At 32.6% G+C, this 26,127-nt stretch carries 24 protein-coding genes and 1 pseudogene; 14 read left to right on the forward strand and 11 right to left on the reverse strand.

The genetic code is table 11. From position 1 onward, the window contains the following. Window positions 1-112: 112 nt before the first annotated feature. Window positions 113-337 (reverse strand): annotated as a pseudogene (locus tag ABDW27_RS19785) (ATP-binding cassette domain-containing protein); the annotation flags it as partial. 221 nt (window positions 338-558) lie between these two features. Between ABDW27_RS19785 and ABDW27_RS19790 the strand changes: the two are divergent. Next, window positions 559-858, forward strand: coding sequence for a hypothetical protein (locus tag ABDW27_RS19790; RefSeq protein ID WP_343697460.1), 300 nt, complete (start codon window positions 559-561; stop codon window positions 856-858). 6 nt (window positions 859-864) lie between these two features. Here ABDW27_RS19790 and ABDW27_RS19795 read toward each other — a convergent pair whose 3' ends face one another. The 6 genes from ABDW27_RS19795 to ABDW27_RS19820 form a co-directional block, all read right to left on the reverse strand. After that, a complete protein-coding gene (locus ABDW27_RS19795) occupies window positions 865-1,182 on the reverse strand; it encodes a DUF6787 family protein (RefSeq protein ID WP_343697461.1) in 318 nt (105 codons plus the stop codon). Window positions 1,183-1,212: 30 nt separating this feature from the next. Continuing rightward, on the reverse strand, window positions 1,213-1,647 hold the full coding sequence (locus ABDW27_RS19800; protein ID WP_343697462.1) for a DUF6146 family protein: 435 nt from the start codon (window positions 1,645-1,647) through the stop codon (window positions 1,213-1,215). A gap of 163 nt (window positions 1,648-1,810) precedes the next feature. Next, window positions 1,811-2,374, reverse strand: a complete 564-nt coding sequence (locus ABDW27_RS19805) for a hypothetical protein (protein ID WP_343697463.1) — start codon at window positions 2,372-2,374, stop codon at window positions 1,811-1,813. A 102-nt stretch (window positions 2,375-2,476) separates the two neighbouring features. Next, window positions 2,477-3,427: a D-2-hydroxyacid dehydrogenase gene (locus tag ABDW27_RS19810; protein ID WP_343697464.1), complete on the reverse strand. Its 951-nt coding sequence runs from the start codon at window positions 3,425-3,427 to the stop codon at window positions 2,477-2,479. 168 nt (window positions 3,428-3,595) lie between these two features. Then, entirely contained in the window at window positions 3,596-4,666 is a 1,071-nt protein-coding gene (gene serC / locus ABDW27_RS19815) for a 3-phosphoserine/phosphohydroxythreonine transaminase (RefSeq protein ID WP_343697465.1), read from the reverse strand. 105 nt (window positions 4,667-4,771) lie between these two features. Continuing rightward, complete coding sequence (locus tag ABDW27_RS19820; RefSeq protein ID WP_343697466.1) at window positions 4,772-5,836, reverse strand: acyl-CoA reductase; 1,065 nt, start codon at window positions 5,834-5,836, stop codon at window positions 4,772-4,774. Window positions 5,837-5,984: 148 nt separating this feature from the next. Here ABDW27_RS19820 and ABDW27_RS19825 point away from each other — a divergent pair, with 148 nt between their 5' ends. The 3 genes from ABDW27_RS19825 to ABDW27_RS19835 all read left to right on the forward strand — a co-directional run bounded on the left by ABDW27_RS19825 (window position 5,985) and on the right by ABDW27_RS19835 (window position 8,065). Further along, window positions 5,985-6,335 carry a 4Fe-4S dicluster domain-containing protein gene (locus ABDW27_RS19825; protein ID WP_343697467.1) on the forward strand — a complete coding sequence of 117 codons (351 nt, stop codon included), beginning with the start codon at window positions 5,985-5,987 and terminating at the stop codon, window positions 6,333-6,335. Next, the gene (locus tag ABDW27_RS19830) at window positions 6,325-6,759 is read left to right on the forward strand and encodes a hypothetical protein (protein ID WP_343697468.1); all 435 of its coding nucleotides are present in this window, start codon (window positions 6,325-6,327) and stop codon (window positions 6,757-6,759) included. The genes ABDW27_RS19825 and ABDW27_RS19830 overlap by 11 nt, the downstream gene beginning before the upstream one ends. Before the next feature lie 148 nt (window positions 6,760-6,907). Next, a complete protein-coding gene (locus ABDW27_RS19835; protein WP_343697469.1) occupies window positions 6,908-8,065 on the forward strand; it encodes a hypothetical protein in 1,158 nt (385 codons plus the stop codon). A 36-nt stretch (window positions 8,066-8,101) separates the two neighbouring features. Here ABDW27_RS19835 and ABDW27_RS19840 read toward each other — a convergent pair whose 3' ends face one another. Together ABDW27_RS19840 and ABDW27_RS19845 are read right to left on the reverse strand one after the other, a co-directional pair. Beyond that, on the reverse strand, window positions 8,102-8,848 hold the full coding sequence (locus tag ABDW27_RS19840) for a class I SAM-dependent methyltransferase (RefSeq protein ID WP_343697470.1): 747 nt from the start codon (window positions 8,846-8,848) through the stop codon (window positions 8,102-8,104). Window positions 8,849-8,928: 80 nt separating this feature from the next. Then, a complete protein-coding gene (locus ABDW27_RS19845) occupies window positions 8,929-11,583 on the reverse strand; it encodes a TonB-dependent receptor (RefSeq protein ID WP_343697471.1) in 2,655 nt (884 codons plus the stop codon). Window positions 11,584-11,914: 331 nt separating this feature from the next. Between ABDW27_RS19845 and ychF the strand changes: the two genes are divergently transcribed. From ychF to ABDW27_RS19890, 9 genes are all read left to right on the forward strand, one after another. Then, on the forward strand, window positions 11,915-13,009 hold the full coding sequence (ychF, locus tag ABDW27_RS19850; RefSeq protein WP_343697472.1) for a redox-regulated ATPase YchF: 1,095 nt from the start codon (window positions 11,915-11,917) through the stop codon (window positions 13,007-13,009). Between the two features lie 333 nt (window positions 13,010-13,342). Next, entirely contained in the window at window positions 13,343-14,020 is a 678-nt protein-coding gene (locus tag ABDW27_RS19855) for a TIGR02117 family protein (protein ID WP_343697473.1), read from the forward strand. Window positions 14,021-14,382: 362 nt separating this feature from the next. Further along, window positions 14,383-15,300, forward strand: coding sequence for a YihY/virulence factor BrkB family protein (locus ABDW27_RS19860; protein WP_343697474.1), 918 nt, complete (start codon window positions 14,383-14,385; stop codon window positions 15,298-15,300). 52 nt (window positions 15,301-15,352) lie between these two features. Beyond that, window positions 15,353-15,877 carry an NAD(P)H-dependent oxidoreductase gene (locus ABDW27_RS19865; protein WP_343697475.1) on the forward strand — a complete coding sequence of 175 codons (525 nt, stop codon included), beginning with the start codon at window positions 15,353-15,355 and terminating at the stop codon, window positions 15,875-15,877. Window positions 15,878-15,880: 3 nt separating this feature from the next. Next, window positions 15,881-16,861 (forward strand): transglutaminase domain-containing protein, encoded by a 981-nt coding sequence (locus ABDW27_RS19870; protein WP_343697476.1) that lies wholly within the window; start codon window positions 15,881-15,883, stop codon window positions 16,859-16,861. 81 nt (window positions 16,862-16,942) lie between these two features. Then, window positions 16,943-18,118 (forward strand): nicotinate phosphoribosyltransferase, encoded by a 1,176-nt coding sequence (gene pncB, locus ABDW27_RS19875; protein WP_343697477.1) that lies wholly within the window; start codon window positions 16,943-16,945, stop codon window positions 18,116-18,118. Between the two features lie 164 nt (window positions 18,119-18,282). After that, window positions 18,283-20,151 carry a DNA topoisomerase IV subunit B gene (locus tag ABDW27_RS19880; RefSeq protein WP_343697478.1) on the forward strand — a complete coding sequence of 623 codons (1,869 nt, stop codon included), beginning with the start codon at window positions 18,283-18,285 and terminating at the stop codon, window positions 20,149-20,151. A 20-nt stretch (window positions 20,152-20,171) separates the two neighbouring features. Further along, window positions 20,172-21,239, forward strand: a complete 1,068-nt coding sequence (locus ABDW27_RS19885) for a PDDEXK nuclease domain-containing protein (RefSeq protein ID WP_343697479.1) — start codon at window positions 20,172-20,174, stop codon at window positions 21,237-21,239. A 22-nt stretch (window positions 21,240-21,261) separates the two neighbouring features. Continuing rightward, the gene (locus ABDW27_RS19890) at window positions 21,262-23,979 is read left to right on the forward strand and encodes a DNA gyrase/topoisomerase IV subunit A (RefSeq protein ID WP_343697480.1); all 2,718 of its coding nucleotides are present in this window, start codon (window positions 21,262-21,264) and stop codon (window positions 23,977-23,979) included. 42 nt (window positions 23,980-24,021) lie between these two features. Here the strand turns inward: ABDW27_RS19890 and ABDW27_RS19895 are convergent, their stop codons facing one another. Together ABDW27_RS19895 and ABDW27_RS19900 are read right to left on the reverse strand one after the other, a co-directional pair. Beyond that, window positions 24,022-24,426, reverse strand: a complete 405-nt coding sequence (locus ABDW27_RS19895) for a hypothetical protein (protein ID WP_343697481.1) — start codon at window positions 24,424-24,426, stop codon at window positions 24,022-24,024. Window positions 24,427-24,433: 7 nt separating this feature from the next. Beyond that, window positions 24,434-25,189, reverse strand: coding sequence for a matrixin family metalloprotease (locus ABDW27_RS19900; protein WP_343697482.1), 756 nt, complete (start codon window positions 25,187-25,189; stop codon window positions 24,434-24,436). 161 nt (window positions 25,190-25,350) lie between these two features. Between ABDW27_RS19900 and ABDW27_RS19905 the strand changes: the two genes are divergently transcribed. Continuing rightward, entirely contained in the window at window positions 25,351-26,112 is a 762-nt protein-coding gene (locus tag ABDW27_RS19905) for a hypothetical protein (RefSeq protein ID WP_343697483.1), read from the forward strand. Window positions 26,113-26,127: the final 15 nt, after the last annotated feature.

A 26,127-nucleotide genomic window follows, 5' to 3' on the forward strand; every position in this document is an offset into this window, starting at 1 on the left:
CATATTGTATTCTTGATTTAAAAAACAATAAAAAAACGATTAGTGCTATGGTGTAAATAGAACCTATCCAGGTTATAATTTTGAATGCTTTTTCTTGTTTAGAATTATCGGTTTCAACATCTTGTAATTTTAAAATGTTTGTACCATTTATGGTTAAAGAAGATTCAGGATTTCTTTCGGGTACATCTAAAGTACCTAAAATTTGCAGTAAAGTAGTTTTTCCGGCACCGGAAGCGCCTACAATCGAAACAATTTCGCCTTTTTTAATATGTAAATCAACTCCTTTTAAAACCTCAAGTTTGTCATAGAATTTATGTATGTTTTTTGCGTGTATCATGTAGTGAAACTGTTTTTACAAAGAAACGAAGATTATACTTAGAATCAAATTCCAATATCTTAAATTCCAAATTCCAATTTTTTCATAAATCTAAATCTAAATCTGCAGTTTAAAACTGGTCTGTTTATTGATGTGGAAATTTTGAAAATTAAATTTAATTGATAGTAAAACAATTCTCATAAATTATTTTTAATTTCGAATAACCTCAAAATTTACTTAACATGCAGGATTTAAAAGTTGTAGAAGATAACAGAATGTCAAAATTACTTTTTGGTTTAATTTTGGACGGTATTGGTATGATTTCTTTTTCAATTCCTTTACTTGGAGAATTTTCAGATGTAATTTGGGCGCCAATTGCGGCCATTATTATGAGCAGAATGTATAAAGGAAGAGTTGGGAAAGTAGCAAGTGTGTTGACTTTTATTGAAGAAATTATTCCTTTTACTGATGTAATTCCGTCATTTACACTTACATGGATTTATACTTATTTCTTTACGAGACAACCTAATGAGTTTAATTAAAGTGAATTAAATCTGTGGTTTTTCATCTTTAAATAAAAAGCCAAGTCCCATATTTTTCAGCATTTTCTTTTCGAAATTCCAAAAGAATTTAAACTGCCCGAAAATACTTCCGATGGCAACGAGTAAAACCTGATAAATTGGGAAAATAATCAGCAGACGAATTAAAGTAAACCAGCCTCCAAAGTCTTCTTTTGTAATGCCGAGCCAAACACAAAAAGGTTTAGACAACCAGGCAGATGCCGATCCGGTGATGGCAAAAACGGTAAGAATTATAACGGCTTGTAAATTTGAGGTAATTCCCCAGCGTTGCTTTAGTTTGTTCATTGCTATTTGTAATGATTACAAATATAGTAATTATCTTGAAGGAACATAACCCCAAAGCTTTTGTTTGTAAGTATTTTGAAAATAAATCATGTAATTGTAAATTAAGTAGTTTACTTCGTAACCGTAATGAATGTCAGGACGGTAATTAATTGACATTTCGTACAAATCCGGGTTATAACGCTGTGGCTGTAAAACACGGTTGTTCCATTCGGTTACATACAAATTATTTTTATTTTCGAGATATTGTAATGAATGGTAATTGCGAGGATAAGCTCTCGAAACGAGCCAGTTGCTAAAACCATTATCAATAATTATTACTTCATACTCAAGCGAATCGTTTGCAATTCTTACGGTATCGTTTATTTTTTTATTTGAAGCATTATCAGCACTTGCAATAGTTGGCGAGGTTGTCGAACAGGCAATTATTGTTACTAGTAAAGCTAATATGGCAATGCATTTTTTCATACAATAAAGTTACGAATTTTTTTTGAAGTTGCTAAGGTTCTAAGTTGCTAAGGTTCTGAGTTTTTTTGTTGTAATAAAAAAGGGGCTCTCTCCATTTTGAGACAGCCCCTTTTATATTTTGCTCAATATCTTAGAACCTTAGTGTCTTAGCACCTCAGAACCTTTATTTGCTCCCAAACAACTTCCCAATAAAACCGGCAATGCCGCCTTTACTTTTGGTAACTACAAGAACATCGGCAACGTCAAGTTTCCCGTCGTTATTTTGGTCAAGGCCAAATTGAGTTCCGTATTTAGAAATGGTATCCATAATTCCCGAAGCTTGTCCGCTGTTTCCTGAAATGGAATTTATAATGTCTGAAATTTGAAAACTACTGTCGTTTGGATCTTTTGCTTTGTTGACTAAAGAGCCTAAAATCTGCGGAATCAAATTGGAAGCGACTCCATTTGAATCGGCACTGCTTAAACCAAATTTTTCTCCTAGATTTCCGCTTAATTGTTGTTGAATTTGCTGTACAACTGGATTTGAACTGTCTATTGGAGAATTTCCATTAAATAATCCGGCAATCTGATCGGTACCGCCTTCAGAAACAATCTTTTTTAATCCTTCAAAAATAGAACTGCTTGTTTCGCTTATTACGGCGTCATTATGTTCATTTGGGACAGCGTTATTGTTTACCACAGCATCGCCTCCATATTGCTGTACTAATTGGGTTAATTGTTCAAACATGATATTTAGGGTTTAGATTATCAATCAAATTTAAACAAAAAAAGAAAGGGATTTATTAAACTGTGTTAATAAATCCCTTCTAAGTAATTTAATTATAGTTAATTAGCTTAACAAAGTGATGATTTGTGATGCTAATTCAGTACCAATTCTATCCTGAGCTTCTCCAGTTGCAGCTCCAATGTGAGGAGTTAAAGAAATTTTAGAGTGCATTAAGATTGCCATTTCTGGTTTTGGTTCGCTTTCGAAAACATCTAAACCTGCAAAAGCAACTTTCCCAGAATCTAAAGCTTTTACTAAAGCTACTTCGTCGATAACACCTCCACGAGCACAGTTTACAATTCCAACACCATCTTTCATGATTTCAAGTTCTTTCTCTCCAATGATGTAACCATCCTGAGCAGGAACGTGTAATGTAATGAAATCAGCTTCCTTAAATAAAGATTCTAAAGATTGAGAAACAATTGTAGTTGTGATAGACTGTCCGTCGAAAAATTCAACTTTTACGTCAACTTGAGGAATAAAGCTATCTGCAGCGATAACTTTCATACCAAGACCAAGCGCCATTTTTGCAGTAGCTTGTCCGATACGACCAATGCCCACAATTCCAAGAGTTTTTCCTCTTAATTCAGTTCCGTTAGCGTAAGCTTTTTTCAAACCTTCAAAGTTTGAATCACCTTCTAAAGGCATATTTCTGTTTGAATCATGTAAGAAACGAACACCAGAAAATAAATGTCCGAATACTAACTCAGCCACAGACTCTGAAGAAGAAGCCGGAGTATTGATTACATGAATTCCTTTGCTTTTTGCATAATCAACATCGATGTTATCCATACCAACACCACCACGACCGATGATTTTGATACCAGGACAAGCGTCGATAATATCTTTACGAACTTTAGTTGCACTGCGAACTAAAATTACGTCTACATTGTTTTCATTGATAAAGTTAGCTACTTGTTCCTGAGCTACTTTTGTAGTTATTACTTCAAATCCGCCTTTTTCTAAAGCTAGAATTCCACTTTTAGAAATTCCGTCATTTGCTAATACTTTCATTTTTGGTATATTGTTTATTTGGTTAATCGGTTTAACTGTTTAATCGTTTATGCGTTTAATTGTTTAATCGATAAACCAATTTATTATTTTTCTTTTTTGATTTTTTTTCTAAAGGCAACATTTTGCGTTTAAACAGCTAATCAAATTAACGATTAAACGCATAAACGATTAAACTTTAGACTCAAGCGCTTTCATTACATCAACTAAAACCTGTACACTTTCGATAGGCATAGCGTTGTAAATAGAAGCTCTGTAACCGCCTACAGAACGGTGACCCGGCAATCCTGAAATTCCTGCAGCTTTCCATAAAGCATCAAAAGTTTCAGTATGGTCAGGATTGTTAAGTAAGAAAGTTACGTTCATTGCAGAACGATCTTCTACCTTAGCAGCACCTTTAAATAATGGGTTTCTGTCGATTTCATTATAAAGTAATTCTGCTTTTGCGTTGTTTAATTTTTCAACAGCAGCGATTCCGCCTTTAGCTTTAATCCATTGTAATGTTAATAATGAAACATATACAGCAAATACAGAAGGAGTATTGTACATACTTTCTGCTTTGATATGTTTTGAATAATCTAACATACTAGGAATTGTTCTTCCGTTTTTGCCTAAGATTTCTTCTTTAACCACAACAAGAGTTGTTCCTGCAGGCCCCATATTTTTTTGAGCTCCGGCATAGATTAAATCAAATTTTGAGAAATCTAATTCACGAGAGAAGATATCAGAACTCATATCGCATACAACTGGAACGTTTGTCGATGGGAATTCTTTCATTTGAGTTCCAAAAATGGTATTGTTACTAGTGCAGTGGAAATAATCAGCATCTGCCGGAATTTCGTAACCTTTTGGAACATATGTATAATTATCGTCTTTTGAAGAACCTACAACAATAGTTTCTCCAAAAAGTTTAGCTTCTTTAATAGCCGCAGTTGCCCACGTTCCTGAATCTAAATAAGCCGCTTTTCCGTTTTCTTTCATTAGGTTATAAGGAGCCATCAGGAATGCAGTACTTGCACCACCTTGTAAAAACAAAGCCTGATATCCTTTTCCCTGAAGTCCTAATAATTCTAAAGCCAGCGAACGAGCTTCATCCATAACAGCCACAAAATCTTTGCTTCGGTGCGAAATTTCAAGAATAGATAATCCTGAATCATTAAAATTTAAAACGGCTTTTGATGCTTTTTCAAAAACTTCCTGAGGTAAAATACTTGGTCCTGCGCTGTAGTTGTGTTTTTTCATGGTTGTTGTTAATAGTCGAAAAAATTGTCGAAAAATTTAAAGATGCAAATTTCGGTAATAGGAGCTGAAAAAGCGATAAATAATTCGAAATAATTAAACATTTTTTTACTTTGTTGTTAACAAAAACGTTATAGTATCAACGTTATCTGCATAATCCCACAATTGAGGATTTTGCGTCTGCCCGAATGCAACACTATTTTCAATTAAATCATTGCTTACAATACATTGAATTTGATCTTCGTCGATTTTTAAACGTGATTTTAAATCTTCAAGACTTTCATAATATTCAAAGAAAACGCTCGAAATAGGAGAGGCGTAGCTTGAATCTTCTTTTAAGGTTAAAAATCCGTTATCTGTCAGTTTAAAATTGCTCATTAAAAATACGGCTTTGTTGTAGTCGTAATTATTGGCATATTTTTCATATTGTATAACATCCTGATATTTGAAAACGGCCTGAAAAAAAGCATCAAAAGAGTAATCTTTTGGAACAAAAAGTTTAGAAACATTTCGGCATCCCAAACCAAAATATCTAAAAATATCTTCTCCTAAAGCTTCTAAATCTTCGTGAGTTTCTTTTCCGTTTAAAACTGCTGCCGAATTTCTGTTTTTTCTAATTATAGAAGGTTTGTCCTTAAAATAATATTCAAAATAACGGGCTGTATTGTTGCTTCCTGTTGCAATTACGGCATCGAAATTTTCCAGTTTTCCTTCCACGAAAGTGATTTTATCTTTAAAATTTTCATCAACAGCAATTAAATATTTTGCTAAAAAAGGCAATAAATGCTGATCGTTTGATGAAGTTTTTACCAAAGCTTTGTTTCCGGTAATTAAAACAGAAAGAAAATCATGAAAACCTACAAGCGGAATATTTCCGGCCAAAATTAAGGCAACTGTTTTTTCATTATCAGCTTTACTAAAATCGTACATCGAAGTCCATTTATCGATGTTTTCTTTAGTTAGAGCGTCTGCCCATGATTTTACAGAAAAATAGACCTGTTCAGGAGTGTACCATCCATTATGTGACTGCGAAAGATGAATAAGTCTTTCGAAATCATCAAAAAAGATATCATTATATAAAACGTCAGATTTTTTCGCGGAATGCCCTTCAGAAAACTGACTTAAAAATTTTCCTAATTCAACAAAAACACTTTTTTTTGTTTCTAATGTCATAATGTTTGTTTATGAATTGTTTTGATTGTAATTTTGCACAAAAATAAGTATAATTAAGTCGAAAGTCAAAAGTCATAAGTCAAAAGCTATGCTTGCCTTAATTTTGACTTTAGAACTTTAAGGCTTTTAACTTTAAGAAAACAAAAAGATGGCAATAATTATAACTGACGAATGCATAAACTGTGGGGCTTGTGAACCAGAATGCCCAAATACAGCAATATATGAAGGAGCAGATGATTGGAGATATAAAGACGGAACAAGTTTAAAAGGAACTATAATTTTACCTGACGGAACTGAGGTTGATGCTGATGATGCTCAAACTCCAATTTCTGACGAGATTTATTATATCGTTCCGGGAAAATGTACAGAGTGTAAAGGTTTTCATGATGAGCCTCAATGTGCTGCTGTTTGTCCTGTTGATTGTTGTGTGCCGGATGATAACCATGTAGAAGATGAAGAAACCTTGTTGAACAGACAGGCGTTTTTACATGGCGAGTAAACTTCGTTGTTATATAATAAATAATGCATTAACGTTCTCTTTGTTTATAGTTTATTCAGGATTTATATTTCTTAAAGTTAAAAATCTAGATAACTATAATTTTTATGAAGGTAAAATAATTGGACTTCGTGAGATAACATCATCACATACATCGGGAAGAGGAGGTTCAGTATTAATAAACAGAAATATTCCTGAAGTTGAATACTATAAAGGTAAAGATACAATTAGGTATGATCAAGGAGAATTGAGACTTGTTACTAATTTTGAGCTTAATGAGAAAGTGACAATTTTAGAAAATAAAGAAAACGAATATGAGAATAAGATTTACAGTCTCTTTTATTACTGGATCGATTACAATGAATTAATACTTTTTTTATTAGCTTTTTTATTTGTATTTGGATACATTAAGAACTTTATCAAATAATATACAATCCTGAGCAAATGCTCAGGATTTTTTTTACCCTGACATCAGGTATTTTGTTAAGCTAGTTTGTTGATAATTAATATTTTATTTTTTAGGTGTTGCATAATTGTTAGAAAAATAATACTTTAGTTGAAAATTTAATAAGCTTATGAGGAAATTCATACTTTTATTATTTGTTTTATTTAGTTTAACTGTTTTTTCGCAGGAAGAACAATATTCTATTGTAGTAAAAGATATAGAAACACAGCTACCTATTGAAAATGCCACGGTTGTTATTCTAAAAACAAAACAAATATTATCCAGCAATAAAGATGGTAAAGTAACTTTTATGCTTACCGGAGGTTCTAATGTACAGGTTTCAGAAACCAATTATGAAACTCTAACGGTACGCTGGACATCTTTAAACGGAGATCAAAAATTTGTTGTTTATCTAAAAAGTAATAATACCAAACTAGATGAAATTGTTCTTAGTAAACAGTCTCCACAAAAAGTACTTCAAAAACTTGTAGATAATTCATCAAAAAAACTAGCAGCATCTTATAGATTAAAGGTTTATGTAAGAGAATTTTTTATAATGGATAATAAATATTCTTACTATAATGACGGCTTGGTTAATTTTCAGTTTTCGGGAAGTCCTTCTACAACTCTTTTGGTAGAACAAAACAGATCGTATGGTTTGCTGGAATCAGACGTGAGCGCTGATTTAAGAGGTTATGATTTGAATAATATCATGAAGAATTATTCTGATTTTAAGTACTTTGATCCGCTTTTAGATCCGAAAGCAAAAAAAGAATATGATTTTGTAATTAGAGGCCACGCTAAAAATAAGGATTATTATGTAATGTATATTACACCTTTTGATAAAGCAAAAGAAGCGGTTGATAATTTTGAAATTGTTTACGATCCTGAAAAGAAATTAATCGTAGAATTTAAAATTGATATTACACCACAAAACCTTGATAAGCTTGAAGAAAAAACGGAAGTTAATTCTAAAAACCTTACTAAATCGTATATTGACGTAAGTTACAGAGTTGATGGTGAGGATTATTATTTGCTGGGTTCAAATGAAGAAATTGCTTATAATCTTATTTTAAAAGATGTAACCAAAAAGATTCAGGTTCGAAATAGTTTTACGACAACCCATTTCAACAAACAAAATTTTACTTATAAAGAGAGCGATGTTTTTAAAGAGAAATCTCTTTTTAATAAAAGAAACAAAATCATGACCAATTATTGGGATATTTCTGGATTTGTAGCTACTGACGAAGAAAAAGCGATTATTGCGTCTTTAGATTATAAGTTGTAATTTATTTAAAAAACATAAAAATCCTGAACATTAAGTTCAGGATTTTTTTTGTGCTACAATAACGTAAGTGTCATAGGCATACGTTTTTCGATCAATAGTTTGAAGTATTTCAAAATTGTTTAAATATAAAAACAGTTCTATTTCGTTGCGTGTAAAAACACGAACAGTAGAAAAATCATTTTCGATAATTTTTTTTTCACCATTTTCAACAGCATAATATTTTGCTGTCCATTCGAGCATAAAATTTTCTAATGCGTTATTGGTGTCCCAATGACTTTCTCTTATGTATTGTACATTTTCATATTCGGCTTCATGAATTATAATGGGATTTTCTTTTGTAAAAGGAATAAAACGATTCGCATCAATAAAATCGAAAATTAATATTCCGTTTGGATTAAGATTTTTATGTACAGAATCAAAAGTCCTGTTAACGTCATCATTTGATATAAGGTAACTTGTAGATCTTCCTGTAATTAAAATAGAATCAACAGGATTATCTAATTTAAAATCACGCATATCGCCTTTGTTAAAAATGCAGTCTTTATTTCGTTCTTTTGCAATCGAAATCATGTCTTCGCTGTAATCAAGACCTTGATAATTTTGATTGTTTTGATTAAATCGTTTTGCAAGATTTCCGGTACCGCTTCCAATTTCTAAAATGCTGGAAGTTTTATTGTTCTCAATAAGATTGTTGTAAAAATTATATTCTTCATCATAATTGACAAAGGTTTGATACATGGCATCATATATTGCCGCCATTTTTCCATCGTATAAATTTGCCATAACATTTGAATTTTAATTATAAAATTACAAAAAAGAGAGCTGCCCTAAGGCAGCTCTTCATTATTTAGGATATTTCAGATTTAGAATTTATAGTTTAAAGATAAATTAAACATAGTTCCTAACTGGCTGAAATGGAATCCATCATAAGTCATTCTTGAATAACGCTGGTTGAAAGTAATCAGGTTAGATTGTGCTTTTGTTTGTGCAGGATCTGCTAATATTGCTTCTCCGGCAGCATTCTCGGCTACGAACTTCCATTCTGGTAAAACGTTAAATAAGTTGTTTACATTTAAGGCAATTGTAAATTTTTCAGTGGCATTAAAGTTTACTCCTAAGTCAGTAACGATTTTAGGAATAAATTCAGTTTTTAGATTTTCATCTAAACCATCTTGATTAAAAGTTGTTTTTCCGAAGTAAGTATTGTTTAAAGAAAACCCGAATTTACCTATTTCGTAGTTTACTCCAAGAATCCATTTAGTGTCAGGTCTTGATGTAAAAGTTAAAGAAGTTAAAATATCTCCAAAAGAGTTATTGGTTACAGGAGAAATTCTTTCGTTTTGTAAAGTTATATTTCCAGAAACATTAAAGCCTAATTTTCCTTCTCCAATTCCAATATTATTATAATTGGCTACAACATCTAAACCAGAAGTTCTTGAATCGAATGAGTTAGAAAACCATGCTACATTACCAAATTGAGTATCTTGTCTGTCTCCTAATACAATTCGGTCTTCTACCTTGATATTATAGTAGTCAATTGTAAAATTGAAGTTTCTAAAAGGTTTTGCACCAACACCTACAGTAATATTAGTAGACTTTTCGGGACTTAAACGAGGAATACCTAATTGTCTTGCCTGAGGTGAAATATTATTAATAATACCACTAATTTGAATTCCTTGTCCGGCAACAAATGAATATTGAGATTTTTGAGTATAAATTTGATGTAAAGTAGGCGCTCTAAAACCTGTAGAAACAGAACCTCTTAAAGTAACTTTATCATCAAGGAATTTATATCTTGTACTTGCTTTCCAAACGGTTGCGCCTCCAAAGTCGCTATATTCTTCATGACGAACAGTTCCGTTGATTAAAAAGTCTTTTGTAATATCAAACGCCGCATCAAGATAAACCCCCACATTGTATCTGTTCCATTTTCCTGAGTTTTCAGGTCTGTTTCCTGCAAATGAGTCAGCACCGGTTCCGTCCCAAGAAGCTTTATCACCTTCAATTACAGTAAAGTTTTCACTTCTGAACTCCGTTCCAAAAGCAATACTGATCTGATCTGATACAATTTTCGAAACGTCAATGTTTCCAACAACGTGATTAAAAGAAGTTCCTCCTGGTTTAAACGAAATAGGGCTGTTTTCTCTATAAACGTTGTTTCCGTCAGCATCTACAATGTTTGATCTGTTAACAGAGTTATTTACAATATAAATTTGTTTATTACCACCAACAGTAATACTAGCGTCAGTATTCCATCCGTTTTTAATGGTTTTAAAACCTAAAGTAGCGTTATAGTCATTTAAATCTCCTTCAAAAGTTGGTCCATAACCATCATAAGAAGGGTTGTTAGGATCACCATTTCCAAAGAAATTATTTAAGTATGGATCATCTGCAAGTGGTCTCCAATAAGGAGTTCTAAAGTTAGCAAATGAATTTACTTTTTTGTAAACGTATGCTGCGTTATAATACAAATTAGTAGTTTCACTAATATAATTTCCTCCATTAATCAGGAATTTTGCAGCAGCAGTTTCAGGCGAACCGTTAATGTTTCTGGCATCAGGATGTCTGGCTAAAAAAGACTGAACATCAGCGATGTCAGCACCAAAATCTCCCGCTTCACCTTCTGCATCAACTTTTCCCGGTCTGTTTGCTAAATTCACTTTAGAAAAATCAATTGTATAGTTTAAAAAACCTTTTTCACCAACTGTTGTTCCGTTGTTTAAGCTTACGCCCAGCATCTCTCCATCACCCTCAGAGGTAATACCGCTTCTTAAAGTAATAGAACCATCAGTATTGTTTTTCTTTAAAATGATGTTCATTACACCTGCAATTGCATCAGAACCATATTGCGCAGAAGCTCCGTCACGAAGAATCTCAACTCTTTCGATCGCATCTGTTGGAATCGCAGAAATATCTGCACCTGTTTCCCCACGACCCGGAGAGGTTTGAACATAAAGTAATGCACTTAAATTTTTACGTTTACCATTTATAAGAATCAACGTTCTACTTGGCCCCATATTTCTAATTTCATACGGATCTAATAATGACGTAGCATCATTTACCGGAGTTTGAACCGTATTAAAAGAAGGAATTTTGTATTGTAAAGCCTTATCAAATGTCGCCTGTCCTGTAGAAGTAAGGTCCTTAGTAGACAATACATCAATAGGAAGTGCACTGGTAGTGTTACTTCTGGCAGCCGTTCTTGATCCTGTAACTACTACTTCATCAAGGCTTTGGCCTCCTTCTTCAGATAATGAAACATCAATTTGAGAAGAATTGGCTAATCTCGTAACGCTGCTGTAGCCTAAATAGCTGAAAACTAATGAAGCACCCTCTTTTACAGTTATTTTGTAAGATCCATCGATATCGGTTGATACACCATTGTTTGTTCCTTTTTCGATAATGTTTACACCAGGCAGTGGAGTTCCTGTATTGTCCTTTACTACACCGGAAACTTGCCTCTGAGCAAAAATAAAGACGGTGTTAAATAAAAAAAATAAAATTGCAATTTTTCTCATGTTAATTGTTGTTTTGGTTAAAAAATTTCAAGTGGTTTGTTAAATATTGTGATAAAAATAATCTTATTTAACAAAACATTATAAAAAAGTTTGATTTTTTTTAAGAAAAGGATTAAAAAAACATATATCGTCATTTTTTGTTTAGTTAAGAGCTATTAAATCTTATATTTGCAAAATTTTAAAGCCAAAAAGTATGATTTTATCAAAATACGGGCTATTGTAAAAAGTAATATAAATACGACTAATCAGAGACTAAGTGTTTGAGGCAGAACACAGTATTTTTGGGGTCTCAGAGAGGTTCAATAACATAAAAAACAAATTTTATCTACATATGAAAGCAGGAATTGTAGGATTACCAAATGTTGGAAAATCAACATTATTTAATTGTTTATCTAATGCAAAAGCGCAAAGTGCGAACTTTCCGTTTTGTACAATCGAACCTAATATTGGTGTTGTGAACGTTCCGGATCCAAGAATCAATAAATTAGAAGAATTGGTAAAACCAGAGCGCGTTCAAATGGCAACTGTAGATATCGTTGATATTGCAGGTTTGGTAAAAGGAGCGAGTAAAGGTGAAGGTCTTGGAAACCAATTTTTAGGAAACATTAGAGAATGTAATGCTATCATTCACGTTTTACGTTGTTTTGACAATGATAATATTGTACACGTTGACGGAAACGTAAACCCAATTCGTGACAAAGAAACGATTGATATCGAATTGCAGTTGAAAGATTTAGAAACAATCGAAAAGCGTTTAGAAAAAGTAAAACGTGCTGCAAAAACAGGAAACAAAGAAGCACAGGCGGAAGAAGCTTTACTAAACAGAATTAGAGAAGCTCTTTTACAGGCAAAATCGGCAAGAACAGTTGTTCCTCAAAATAATGATGAAGAAGTTTTAATGGAAGCTTTCCAGTTAATTACAGCAAAACCGGTTTTATACGTTTGTAATGTTGACGAAAGTTCTGCAGTAAACGGAAACAAATATGTTGATCAGGTTCGTGAATTAGTAAAAGATGAAGATGCTGAGGTTATTGTGCTTTCAGTAGGAGCGGAGGCTGATATTACAGAATTAGAAAGTTACGAAGAGCGTCAGATTTTCCTTGAAGATATGGGACTTGAAGAGCCGGGAGCATCAGTTTTAATTCGTGCAGCTTACAAATTATTAAAACAACAAACTTATTTTACAGCTGGTGTAAAAGAAGTTCGTGCCTGGACAATTAATATTGGAGCAACTGCACCACAGGCTGCAGGAGTTATCCATACTGATTTTGAAAAAGGATTTATCCGTGCTGAGGTAATTTCATACGAGGATTACGTTCACTACGGTTCTGAAGCAAAAGCAAAAGAAGCTGGAAAATTCAGAGTAGAAGGAAAAGAATATGTTGTAAAAGATGGTGATGTGATGCATTTCCGTTTCAACGTTTAATTTTTTTTTAGAGTAAAGAAGAAAGAAACAAGAGAATAGACTAAAACTGCTGGAGGAATTCAGCAGTTTTTTTTATGTTTATTATTTAAGTCTCTATTGTTAGGCTGAGCGAAGTCGAAGTCCACGTAAGCTCCATAAAGTATTGTCATTCTTTGCGTGGGCTTCGACTTCGCTCAGCCTGACAATCTTTTTCAAAAAAAATCCGTTTAAATCCGCGCTTTCGCGAAAGCGAACCCGTAAAATCCGTGTACCATTTTCAGCAATAAAAATTTTTGGCTTAAAAATTGGTTACAGAAAAATTACCAATTACTAATCTAAAATATACCAATTAAAATGCTAAAAAAAACTTTCAAATTTCTAGGGTGGACACTTTTCGGAATCTTCGGATTTCTTGTTCTTTATGTTTTATCAGTTTATCTGATTTCTAAAATCACGGTTAATTCTGATGCAGATTTTGTAAAACAGCAAAGACCAATTCCAATTTATATCCTCTCAAATGGTGTTCATACCGATATTGTCGTTCCGATAAAAAATGAAATCAAAGACTGGAGAAATGAAATCCAGTTTAACCAGACACAATCAAAGGATTCATTAATGAATTTTATTGCTTTCGGCTGGGGCGACAAAGGTTTTTATCTGGATACACCAGAATGGTCAGATTTAAAAGCAAGTACAGCTTGTAAAGCCGCATTCGGAATCAGTTCTTCTGCAATGCATACTACATTTTTCAAACAATTAAGAGAAGGCGAAGATTGTAAACGCATTATGATTTCAAAAGAAAACTACCAAAGTCTGGTTAATTATATTTCAGAGAGTTTTAGAAATCCAATTCATCCGGAATGGATAGAAGGTCACAGTTACGGAAAAAAAGATGCTTTTTATGAAGCTAAAGGAAGTTACAGTCTTTTTTATACCTGCAATACCTGGGCAAACAATGCTTTAAAAGCTGCAAATCAAAAAGCAAGTTTATGGACAGTTTATGATAAAGGGATTTTTTGTCATTATAAATAAGTTATAGTTCCTACGGAACAATTACTATATGCCTCTTTTTTTTGTTACCGATATTAAATCTCTACGAGATTCTTTTTTTAAAATCAAATTTTAAATCTTGATATGATATTTTGTTAGAAATTAAATATCGGTAACAAAGTTTTTTATCATTTTGGGAAATATTCCCTTAAGAATAATTAAATCTTTGCAAGATATTCCGTTAGGAATAAATATCGGTAGTAAAAATGTTTTATCATCCCGTAAAATATTCCGTTAGGAATTACATATCGGTAGATGGAAAAAATGTAAAATTCCGCCAAAAATCAAGAATTAAGAATTTTTCAATATTGCGTAAATTTGAGAGAATATCAAAAAATCAGCAAATGAAAAATCATAATATTTTTTCGAAATCATGGTATTTATTAAAAAATACATTTCTGGAATTTAACGACGATAATGCCATAAAATTAAGTGCGGCATTATCCTATTATACCATTTTCGCACTGCCTCCTTTATTAATTATTATCATTACAATCTGTGGATTCTTTTTTGGAGAAGAAGCTGTAACCGGACAATTATACGGACAAATAAACAGATTGGTTGGTAATAATGCAGCTGTGCAGATTCAGGAAGCGATCAAAAATGTACAATTGTCAGACAGTAATGTTTTTGTAACCATTTTTGGGGTTGTAATGCTGCTGGTTGGAGCTTCAGGAGTTTTTGCCGAAATTCAGAGTTCCATCAATTATATTTGGGGGTTAAGAGCTAAACCCAATAAAGGACTAAAGAAATTCATTCAAAACAGAATTATGTCATTTTCGATGATTGTTTCTGTTGGGTTTTTAATGCTTGTTAGTTTAATGCTCAATGCAACACTAGATGTTTTAAATGCCAGATTAAAACTGTATTTCCCAGACAGTACCGTTTATTTTTTTTATATCATTAATTTGGTGATTGTTTTTTCTAGTATCACCTTACTTTTTGCGATTATATTTCGAACTTTACCAGATGGAATTATTAAGTGGAAAGATGCATTTATTGGCTCATCCTGCACCGCAATTTTATTTATGATAGGTAAATTTGCAATCGGCGTTTATCTCGGCAATTCTACAGTTGCGAGTGTTTACGGAGCGGCAGGATCAGTAATTATAATATTAGTTTGGGTTTATTATTCGGCTATTATATTGTATTTTGGTGCAGAATTTACCAAAGTTTATGCAAAAGCTTTTGGAGGAAGTATTTCGCCAAATGATTATTCTGTAGAAATACAAAAAGAAGTTTTTGAAATCGAAAATGCCTAAAAAATTTTATGGCTTAATTTTTGAAAGTACCCAATTATATAAATACCACAATATGAAAATTATAGCCTTTGGAGGAAGTAATAGTAAACAATCCATCAACAAACGATTAGCAACATATGCATCAAGCCTGTTTGAAGGTGCAGATGTTGAGGTTTTGGATTTAAACGATTATGCAATGCCTCTTTTTAGTGTAGACTTAGAAAAAGAAATCGGTCAGCATGAAATTGCACAAGCATTTTTAAATAAACTTAAAGAAGCCGATATTCTGGTTGTTTCTATGGCAGAGAATAACGGAAATTATTCTGCTGCTTTCAAAAATCTTTTCGACTGGAGTTCCCGAATTGAAAAAGATGTTTTTCAGCATATTCCAATGTTATTATTAGCTACTTCTCCGGGCGGAAGAGGAGGAGCATCTGTTTTAGGAATTGCGCAAAACCTTTTTCCTCGTTACGGCGGTGAGATTAAAGGATCATTTTCGCTTCCTTCTTTCAATGCCAATTTCGATTTAGAACACAATAAAATTTCAAATCCTGAATTAGATCAGGAATTGAAAAATATCATAAAATCAAGTTTTTAATAAATGAAAAAAATAAAGATTGGTTTTATATTCCTTTTGCTGAATATCATTTTTACTTGTTCGGTATTTGCACAGAAATATAATGAAGTTGATAAAATCGTTTTAAAATATCCCAAAAATTTTAATTCGACTGAACAATTAGCGGATAAAATCAATAATGATTTCAAGTCTGATTATGATAAAGCACGTGCTATTTACAGCTGGATTGCCTTCAATATAAAATACGATTACAATGCTTATTTAAATCCGCCTAAATCGCAGGGATTCAGTTATTCAACAGAAGCAGAAAAACAGCGAAAAATTAAAGAATTGAACGATAAATTGTTTCAAAAAGCATTTAGTTCGAAAAAAGCTGTTTGCGAAGGATTTACTGCTTTGTATCAGCATTTAGCACAATTATCAGGATTAAAATGTGAGATAATCAGAGGAGATTCTAAAATTTCGGTAAGAGATATCGGCCGAAAAAACACTTCTTCAAATCATGCCTGGAATATGGTTTTAATTGATAAAAAATGGCGTCTCATTGATGTTACCTGGGGACAAGGTTATTATGACAGCAGTAAAGGCAGAATGGTAACAGATTTTTCTCCGGTTTATTTTGATACAGATCCTGATTATTTCTTTGCGAAACATTATCCGGATTCAGGTTCTTATTTGGGAGAAAGAATAAGTAAAGATGATTTTCTTAACGGACCTTTAATTTACAATAAAACAATCGAGAACGATTTTAAAATTAAATCTCCAAATTCAGGAATAATAGAAGTTAAGAACGGAGATAAAATAGATGTTGAAATTAAAAATTTGACCAAGTCAGACCAGGTTTTTTATTTAAATAAAAGAAATCAGGCAGTTCTCGTTAAAAATTCAAAAGAAAAAAGAGGCGGTTTAGAATTTCAAATTCCATATGATAATACTATTGGAGATTACATCACGATTTTTGCCGATACAAATAGTATTTTGTCTTTTAAAGTAATTCAGAAATAAATTAAATATTGCAATTAATAGAATTTTCTTCTTTTGCTTAATTGCCGTATCTTAGCAATTCAGGATTTGAATGAATGCGATATGGAGACTACTTTTCTGAAATCAATCTTAGACAATGATTTCTATAAATTTACGATGCAACATGCCGTAATCAGGCTTTTTCCAAAGGCAAAGGTTCGTTATGGATTTATAAATCGAGGAAAACATATTTTTCCGCCTGGATTTGGAGATTTGCTTCGAAAATCGGTTGATGCATTGTCAGATCTTCGCTTGACAAAAGAAGAAAAGAATTATTTAGCGCATTATTGTCCTTACCTTGATCCCACTTATTTAGATTTTCTACAAGGATATAGTTATGATCCCTCAGAAGTTCAGATTTCTCAGGAAGGTTCAGAAATCAAAGTTACAGTCGAAGGATTTTGGTATCGAACTATTTTATGGGAAGTGCCGCTTATGGCCTTGATTTCTGAACTTTTTTATAAATCAAATCATTTAATCCGCTTAAATGACGAAGCCATAAAAAATCTTACCAAAGATAAAATTGACAAGTATAACAAGTTAGGCGTTTCTATTTTAGAATTCGGAACAAGACGCCGACATTCCTATGATGTTCATAATTTGGTAAATGAAACCTTAAGAGCTTTTGGAGGTCAGAGTTTTATTGGTACAAGCAACGTACATTTTGCTATGGTCAATAATAAACGTCCGCTGGGAACGCATGCACACGAATGGTTTATGTTTCATGCGGCTCAGTATGGTTTTAAAATGGCAAATTCGATAAGCCTGGAACATTGGACACAAGTTTATGGCGGCGACCTCGGAATTGCACTTACAGATACTTATACGACAGAAATATTTTTCAATCAATTTGATAAAAAATATTCTAAACTTTTCGATGGCGTCCGACATGACAGCGGCGACCCGGTAGAGTTTGCAAAAAAGGTAATTTCGCATTATACCAAAATGGGAATTGATCCGAAATCTAAAGCCATTGTTTTTTCGGATTCACTAAATTTTGATAAAGTAAAAACAATCGCTGATTTTTGTCAGGACAAAATAAAAATGTCATTCGGAATTGGAACAAATTTCACAAACGACGTTGGCCTTCCTGCTATGAATATGGTTATAAAACTGACAGAAACCAAACCCGATAATACGCATTGGCAAGGCGTTGTGAAACTTTCAGATGAAAAAAACAAAAATACGGGAACGCCTGAAATGATTGCTCTGGCAAAAGAAGTACTCGGAATCAAATAGTATTTTTTTGCTGAAAAAGCAGTTTATTTTATAATTTTATCGTCCGTTTTATTTTAAAATCAATTTAAATAGATTTTAAACTGTTATTATTCATAACAAAAAGAAAATACGCTTTCATTTTTTGTTAAGAAATGGTACATTAGCCAAAAATCCTAAATTCATATATGCTAGAGCAAAATCAATATACCGAAGATAATATTCGTTCGCTTGATTGGAAAGAACATATCCGTATGCGTCCCGGAATGTATATCGGAAAACTTGGAGACGGATCTGCTCCGGATGACGGTATTTATATTCTTCTAAAAGAGGTTTTAGATAACTGTATCGATGAGTTCGTTATGGGCTCCGGAAAAACTATCGAGGTAACTATTAAGGACAGAACAGTCTCGGTTCGTGACTATGGACGTGGAATTCCGTTAGGAAAAGTAGTAGATGTAGTTTCGAAAATGAACACAGGAGGAAAGTACGATACAAAAGCTTTCCAGAAATCGGTAGGTTTAAATGGTGTCGGAACAAAAGCCGTAAACGCACTTTCAAATTATTTCAGAGTAGAATCAGTTCGTGAAGACAAACAAAAAGCAGCTGAATTCTCTGCAGGAAATCTGGTTTCAGAAGAAGATATTATTGAAACTACAAAACGTAAAGGAACAAAAGTAACTTTTACGCCAGATGAAACGATTTTCAAAAACTATAAATTCCGTTTAGAATATGTCGTAAAAATGGTTAAAAACTATTGTTACCTAAACAATGGTTTAACAATTATTTTCAACGGAGAAAAATACTATTCAGAAAACGGACTTCGCGATTTACTTGAAGAAACCATCAGCGAAGAAGATTTAGAATATCCAATTATTCATTTAAAAGATCATGATATCGAAGTTGCGTTAACACACAGTAAAACGCAATACAGCGAAGAATATCACTCTTTTGTCAACGGGCAGAATACAACGCAGGGAGGAACGCACTTAGCGGCTTACCGTGAAGCGGTTGTAAAAACAATTCGTGAGTTTTACAACAAAAATTTCGAAGCATCAGACGTTCGTAAATCGATTGTAAGTGCGATTAGTATTAAAGTAATGGAACCCGTTTTTGAGTCTCAGACCAAAACAAAATTAGGTTCTACTGATATGGGTTCTGATGACGGAACACCAGCAGTTTCTGTTCGTACTTTCGTTAATGATTTTATCAAAACGAAACTGGATAACTATCTGCATAAAAACCCGCCGACAGCTGAAGCTTTATTACGTAAAATTCTTCAGGCAGAACGCGAAAGAAAAGAATTATCAGGTATTAGAAAACTGGCAACAGATCGTGCTAAAAAAGCCAATCTTCACAATAAAAAATTAAGAGATTGCCGAGCGCATCTTCCTGATACTAAAAACCCAAGAAACTTAGAAAGTACGCTTTTTATTACCGAGGGAGATTCGGCTTCCGGATCGATTACAAAGTCGCGTGACGTAAATACGCAAGCCGTTTTCAGTTTGCGTGGTAAACCTTTGAATTCATACGGAATGTCTAAAAAGATTGTGTACGAAAATGAAGAATTCAACTTGCTTCAAGCTGCACTTGATATCGAAGACGGATTAGAGAAATTGCGTTATAACAACATCGTAATCGCAACCGATGCCGATGTCGATGGAATGCACATTCGTTTGCTTTTAATTACGTTCTTTTTGCAATTTTTTCCTGAATTAATAAAAGAAGGTCATTTGTATATTTTACAAACACCGCTTTTCAGGGTTAGAAACAAAAAAGAAACAATTTACTGTTATTCAGAAGAAGAAAGAAAAGATGCAATTGAAAAATTAAAACCAAAACCAGAAATCACCCGATTTAAAGGTTTGGGAGAGATTTCGCCAGATGAGTTCAAGAACTTTATCGGAGACACGATTCGTCTTGATCCTGTTATGATGGATAAACATACTTCAATCGAGCAGTTGTTATCTTTCTACATGGGAAAAAATACGCCAGACAGACAAGATTTTATTATCAAGAATTTGAAGGTGGAGATTGATGAGCTTGAGGAGGTTTAAGAATTTATAGAATATAAATAGTGTCAGACGGTCTTCAAAATAAAGTTATTTTCCAGCAAGTTGCCGAGCTATTGCAAAATGCCCGACAACAGGTTTTACGTACCGTAAATTCTACAATGACAATTACTTATTTTGAAATAGGAAGAATTATTGTTGAAGAAGAGCAAAATGGAAAAGATAGGGCTGAATATGGCAAACAGCTTTTAAAAGATCTTTCGAAGCAATTAACTAAAGAATTTGGGAGAGGCTTTTCTATTGATAATTTGGAAAATATGAGGAAGCTCTTTTTGACTTTCTCAAAATCCGAGACACTGTCTCGGATTTTACAAATTCAAAAAGAGCAGACAGTGTCTGCGGAATTTAATAAAGTAGATTATCAAACTTTGTCTTCTTTTTTTAAATTGACTTTTAGTCATTATATTTTTTTAATGCGAATTGAAGATGAAAAAGAAAGACGGTTTTACAAAATTGAATCTGAAAAACACAATTGGAGTGTTCGGGAATTAAAACGTCAATATGATACGGCACTTTATACGCGATTAGCTTTAAGTAGAGATAAAGAAGGAATTTTAAAACTTTCAGAACAAGGTCAAATCATTGAAAAGCCGAAAGATATTATCAAAGACCCTTATATTCTTGAATTTTTAGGATTACCAGAATTACATCAATATTCAGAATCTCAGTTAGAAGAAAAGATCATTAATAAGCTGGAAAATTTCTTATTAGAATTAGGTCATGGTTTTACTTTTGTTGCAAGACAGCAGAGAATTACTTTTGATGATAAACATTTTAGAATTGATTTGGTTTTTTATAACAGGATATTAAAATGTTTTGTACTTATTGATCTTAAAATTGGAGAATTAAAACATCAGGATTTAGGTCAAATGCAAATGTATGTCAACTATTATGACAGAGAAATGCGTTTGGAGGATGAAAATAAAACTATCGGAATTGTACTTTGCCAAACTAAAAGCGAAGCCGTAGTAAAATATACTTTGCCAGAAAACAACGAGCAAATATTTGCCAGTAAATATAAAACTGTTTTACCAAGCGTTGAAGTTTTAAAAGAACTTCTTGAAAACAAATAAAATTATAATTAGATATAATTAAATGAAAGACGAAGAAGACGATAACATAATTCCAAACGACGACGAAAATAATCAAGATGAAAATCTGGATAATATTCAGGATGGCAATGATGATGTGATTGATGGAGAAGGAAAACATTTTGAAGGAGCGCATTTTTACGAAAATCAGGAAGAAGAAGGAGAAGATGTTATTACGAAGGTAACGGGAATGTACAAAGACTGGTTCTTGGATTATGCTTCATACGTAATTTTGGAACGTGCAGTTCCTGCTATCGAAGACGGATTCAAGCCAGTTCAGCGTCGTATTATGCACTCTTTAAAAGAGCTGGATGATGGTCGTTATAATAAAGTTGCCAATGTTGTTGGTCACACCATGCAGTATCACCCACACGGAGATGCTAGTATTGGTGATGCTATGGTACAGATTGGTCAAAAAGATTTATTGATTGACTGCCAGGGAAACTGGGGAAATATTCTAACTGGAGATGGTGCAGCAGCGCCCCGTTATATTGAGGCACGTTTATCTAAATTTGCTTTGGAGGTTTTATATTCTCCAAAAATTACTGAATGGGGATTATCTTATGACGGTAGAAAAGCCGAACCGATTAACCTTCCGGTAAAATTTCCATTACTTTTAGCACAAGGAGCAGAAGGTATTGCGGTTGGGCTTTCTACAAAAGTTTTGCCTCATAACTTCAACGAATTAATTGACGCTTCGATTAAAATCTTAAAAGGAAAGCCATTTACGCTTTATCCGGATTTTATGACGCAAGGTATCGCCGACGTTTCAAATTATAATGACGGAATGCGTGGAGGACGTGTGCGTGTACGTGCTAAAATTTCGCAATTAGACAAAAATACATTGGTAATTACACAGATTCCGTTTTCTACCAATACATCGAGTTTAATTGATAGTATTTTGAAAGCCAATGATAAAGGTAAAATCAAAATCAAAAAAATTGAAGATAATACGGCTGCTGATGTTGAGATTTTAATTCATCTTTTCCCAGGCGTTTCACCAGACAAAACAATTGATGCTTTGTTTGCTTTTACAGCCTGCGAAACTTCTGTAGCGCCTCTAGGATGTGTTATCGAAGATAATAAGCCGTTGTTTATTGGTGTTTCTCAGATGTTGAAAATTTCAACACACAGAACAGTTGATTTACTTCGTCAGGAATTAGAAATTCAGTTAGAAGAATTAAAAAATAAGTGGCACTTTTCTACTTTGGAGAAAATCTTCATTCGTGAAGAAATGTATATCGACTTCAAATTATACGGAGACAGAGAATCACTTTACAAATATTTATACGATCGTTTTGAGCCTTTCAAAAAATCATTCGTCAGAGAAATTAATGACGACGATTTACAGCGTTTGACTCAAATCCCGATGATTCGTATTACACGTTTCGACTCTGATAAAGCCGATGATTTAATCGCTAAGTTAGAAGACGAAATGAAAGAAGTAGAGCATAATCTGGAACATTTAACAGATTTTGCAATTGCTTACTTTACTAAATTAAAAGAGAAATACGGAAAAGGCCGCGAACGTCAGACAGAGCTTCGTGTTTTTGATAATGTTGAGGCTACAAAAGTAGTTTTACGTAATACAAAACTTTACGTAAACCGTGAAGAAGGTTTCGTAGGAACGAGTTTAAAGAAAGATGAATATGTAGGTGATTGTTCTGATATTGATGATGTTATCGTGTTTTTACGAGACGGAACATTGATGATTACAAAAGTAGATGCTAAAACTTTTATAGGAAAAGATATTATACACGTTGCCGTTTTTGATAAAAACGATAAACGCACGATTTACAATATGATGTATCGTGATGGTAAATCAGGTCCGTCATACATAAAACGTTTTAATGTTACAGGAGTAACGCGTGACAAAGCTTATGATTTAACGAATGGTACAAACGGTTCTCAGGTTGTTTATTTTTCACATAATCCAAACGGAGAAGCTGAGGTAGTAACGATATTACTTCGTCAGGTTGGAACGATTAAGAAACTGAAATTCGATATTGATTTTGCTAAATTGGCAATAAAAGGACGTGGTTCTAAAGGAAACTTAGTAACCAAATATCCAATCAAGAAAATCGAATTAAAGGAAAAAGGGATCTCAACATTACTGCCAAGAAAAGTTTGGTTTGATGATACTGTAAAACGTTTAAATGTCGATGCAAGAGGAGAGCTGTTAGGAGAATTTAAACCAACAGACAAAATATTGATAATTAACCAGTCAGGAAAATTAAAGGTCATAATTCCGGAATTGTCAACTCATTTCGATGAAGATATGATTGTTCTTGAAAAATGGAAACCAAAAAAACCGATTTCTGCCATTTATTATGATGGAGAAAAAGAGCGTTACTTCCTGAAACGTTTTCTGGTTGAGAATGAAGGTAAAGAAGAAAGTTTTATTACCGACCATCCGAATTCGCAATTAGAAATCGTTTCGACAGATTATCGCCCTGTGGCACAATTGGTTTTTGCTAAAGTAAAAGGAGTTCAAAAAGACGATCTACATATTGATGTAGAAGACTTTATAGCCGTAAAAGGTTTCAAAGCTTTAGGAAACCAATTGACAACAGATAAATTAAAACAAGTGAATTTGTTAGACCCGCTTCCGTACGAAGAACCAGTTGAAGAAGTTCCTGAAAAACCTGAAATTTCAGAAGAAGATGATTCAGTAGAAACAGAATTAGATGATGATGGCCAAATAGGTCTGGTTTTAGAATAAAAATGAAAACGCTAAGAATTTGATTTCTTAGCGTTTTTTTAATTATGATTTGCCATTTTTTGAAGACCACTTAATTGCTTCATTGTAAACTAATACTAAGTTTCCGTCATCTAGAAGATGTAGTGCAGAACCAGGAAATTCTGAAGTGTTAGTGCTGAGAGTTATATTAACGCCAATAAAACTAGGTCTACGACTTGATCTTAATACAAGATTGCCATTCCTTTCCAAAATGCAATTCATTATGTATGGATAAAGTTTATCTCCCATTTGCCAAATCGTACGATTATTAATAATATTAACCACTTTAAGAAATCCATCGTGATCATCAATTCTCAATTCATACTGACCATTCTGAGATTTTATACTTTTAGTCCAAGGGATTTTAAGAATATTTGTTCCTGATTCTATACTTGAAACTATAGGAAATGGATACCATTTATTTATCATTATTTTATCAATTTGAGAAAGTACTCATTGAATTTACTGCTACACCATCAGTTGTAAGATATGCAGGAGTATTATAATGCATTATAGAAAGTGGAGCATATATACTATAATCAGTGTCATTAGAATTCATTTTTTGTATTACCTGCCTATCAACCTCTTCTTTTGACCAATCTTTTGAATCATAGAAATATTTGTAAGTCTTTGGTAAATCCCAATTTATATTTGCAGTAGGATTAGTTGTTTCATGTACTAAACCTAAGGCATGCCCAAATTCATGTAATACTGTTCTACGTGAAGAATCACTATTTGAAATGTCTCCTAAGCGCATTGAAGGCGTATTCTGATAATTAAAGTAAAGAGAACCAGGGAGTAACAATCTAGCTCCTATTTCAGACCATGCACCAGGTCTACCTAAATTAAAAGCTACCGCAATATGTGCATCCTCAATTTTAGAAACATATTCAAAATTTAAATTTGCATATTCAGTCCATTGACTTACATATTGTTTAACTAGTTCATGTTGAATATTACTTCCATCTAAGAATTTTACTTTAATGGTTTGTCCAACTTCCCATCTTGATGATTTTCTACTCGCTGCTGTAGGTTTTGAATTAGGATCGTTTAACGCATTCATATAATCAGTCATGCATAATATAACCTCTTCGTTTTCAGGGTTATAATTGTCCTGTTTTGAATTATCATCATTACTGCATGATGATAATGAAATTGATAAAAAAGCAATTAAAAATTTTAATTTTTTCATGATTTAATAAATTTTGATTAATAAGTAATAATAGTAAATAAATTATTATTTAATTTAAATTTTTAATAAGTTATATCTTATTTTATTGCAATTTAAACTTATTGTGGACTGATAGGCTTTTTTATAGATTTAAGTTTGATGTTTAATTTAAAATCTAAATCATGAAAAAAATTATAAGTATTTTGAGTCTAATTGCAATTGTATTTACTTCTTGCTCAAATGATGAAAATCAATCACCAGTTATTGTCTCATCCACTTTAGTAAAGAAGATAGCTAACATCAAAGGTGATAATGTTGTTTATTCTGAGAATATAACATACGATGGAAATAAGATAATAAGTATTACAAATGAAAACGGATATGAAACTAAGTATTACTATACAGGAAATTTAATTACTAAACAAGAAGAGATTGATGCAAATGGTAAATTAGATATTACTACAAATTTTATTTATGCTGAGGAAAAATTAATAACTTCAATTATAAGGAAAGAAGGTTTATTAAATTATGATAAAATTGAATATGTTTACAACTTAGATGAGACAATTTCGTATAAAAGAGTCAGTATTAATTCTCAAACAGAAGTGCAATATTACACAGTAAGAGAAGGAAAATTAACATTTAAGAATGGTAACTTAATTAAGGATGAATATTTTCAAGGTATCGAACATACAATTATTTTCGAATATGATAATAAAAACAATCCCAAAAAAAATATAATAGGATTTGAAGCACCATTAAATGTGGAAAATTATGAAGGTTCTGTTAATAATATGAAAAAATTAACTCATATCTCAGGTTCTGTAGGTAATATACATGTTTATAAAGTAACATACAATTATAAATATGATAAAAACGATTTTCCAACAGAAAAGATAGCCATAGGTGATGATTCAACCGAAATAGCTCAATATATTTATTGATATAGAATTTAAAAT

It is taken from the genome of Flavobacterium sp. (assembly GCF_039595935.1).
GTDB lineage: Bacteria > Bacteroidota > Bacteroidia > Flavobacteriales > Flavobacteriaceae > Flavobacterium.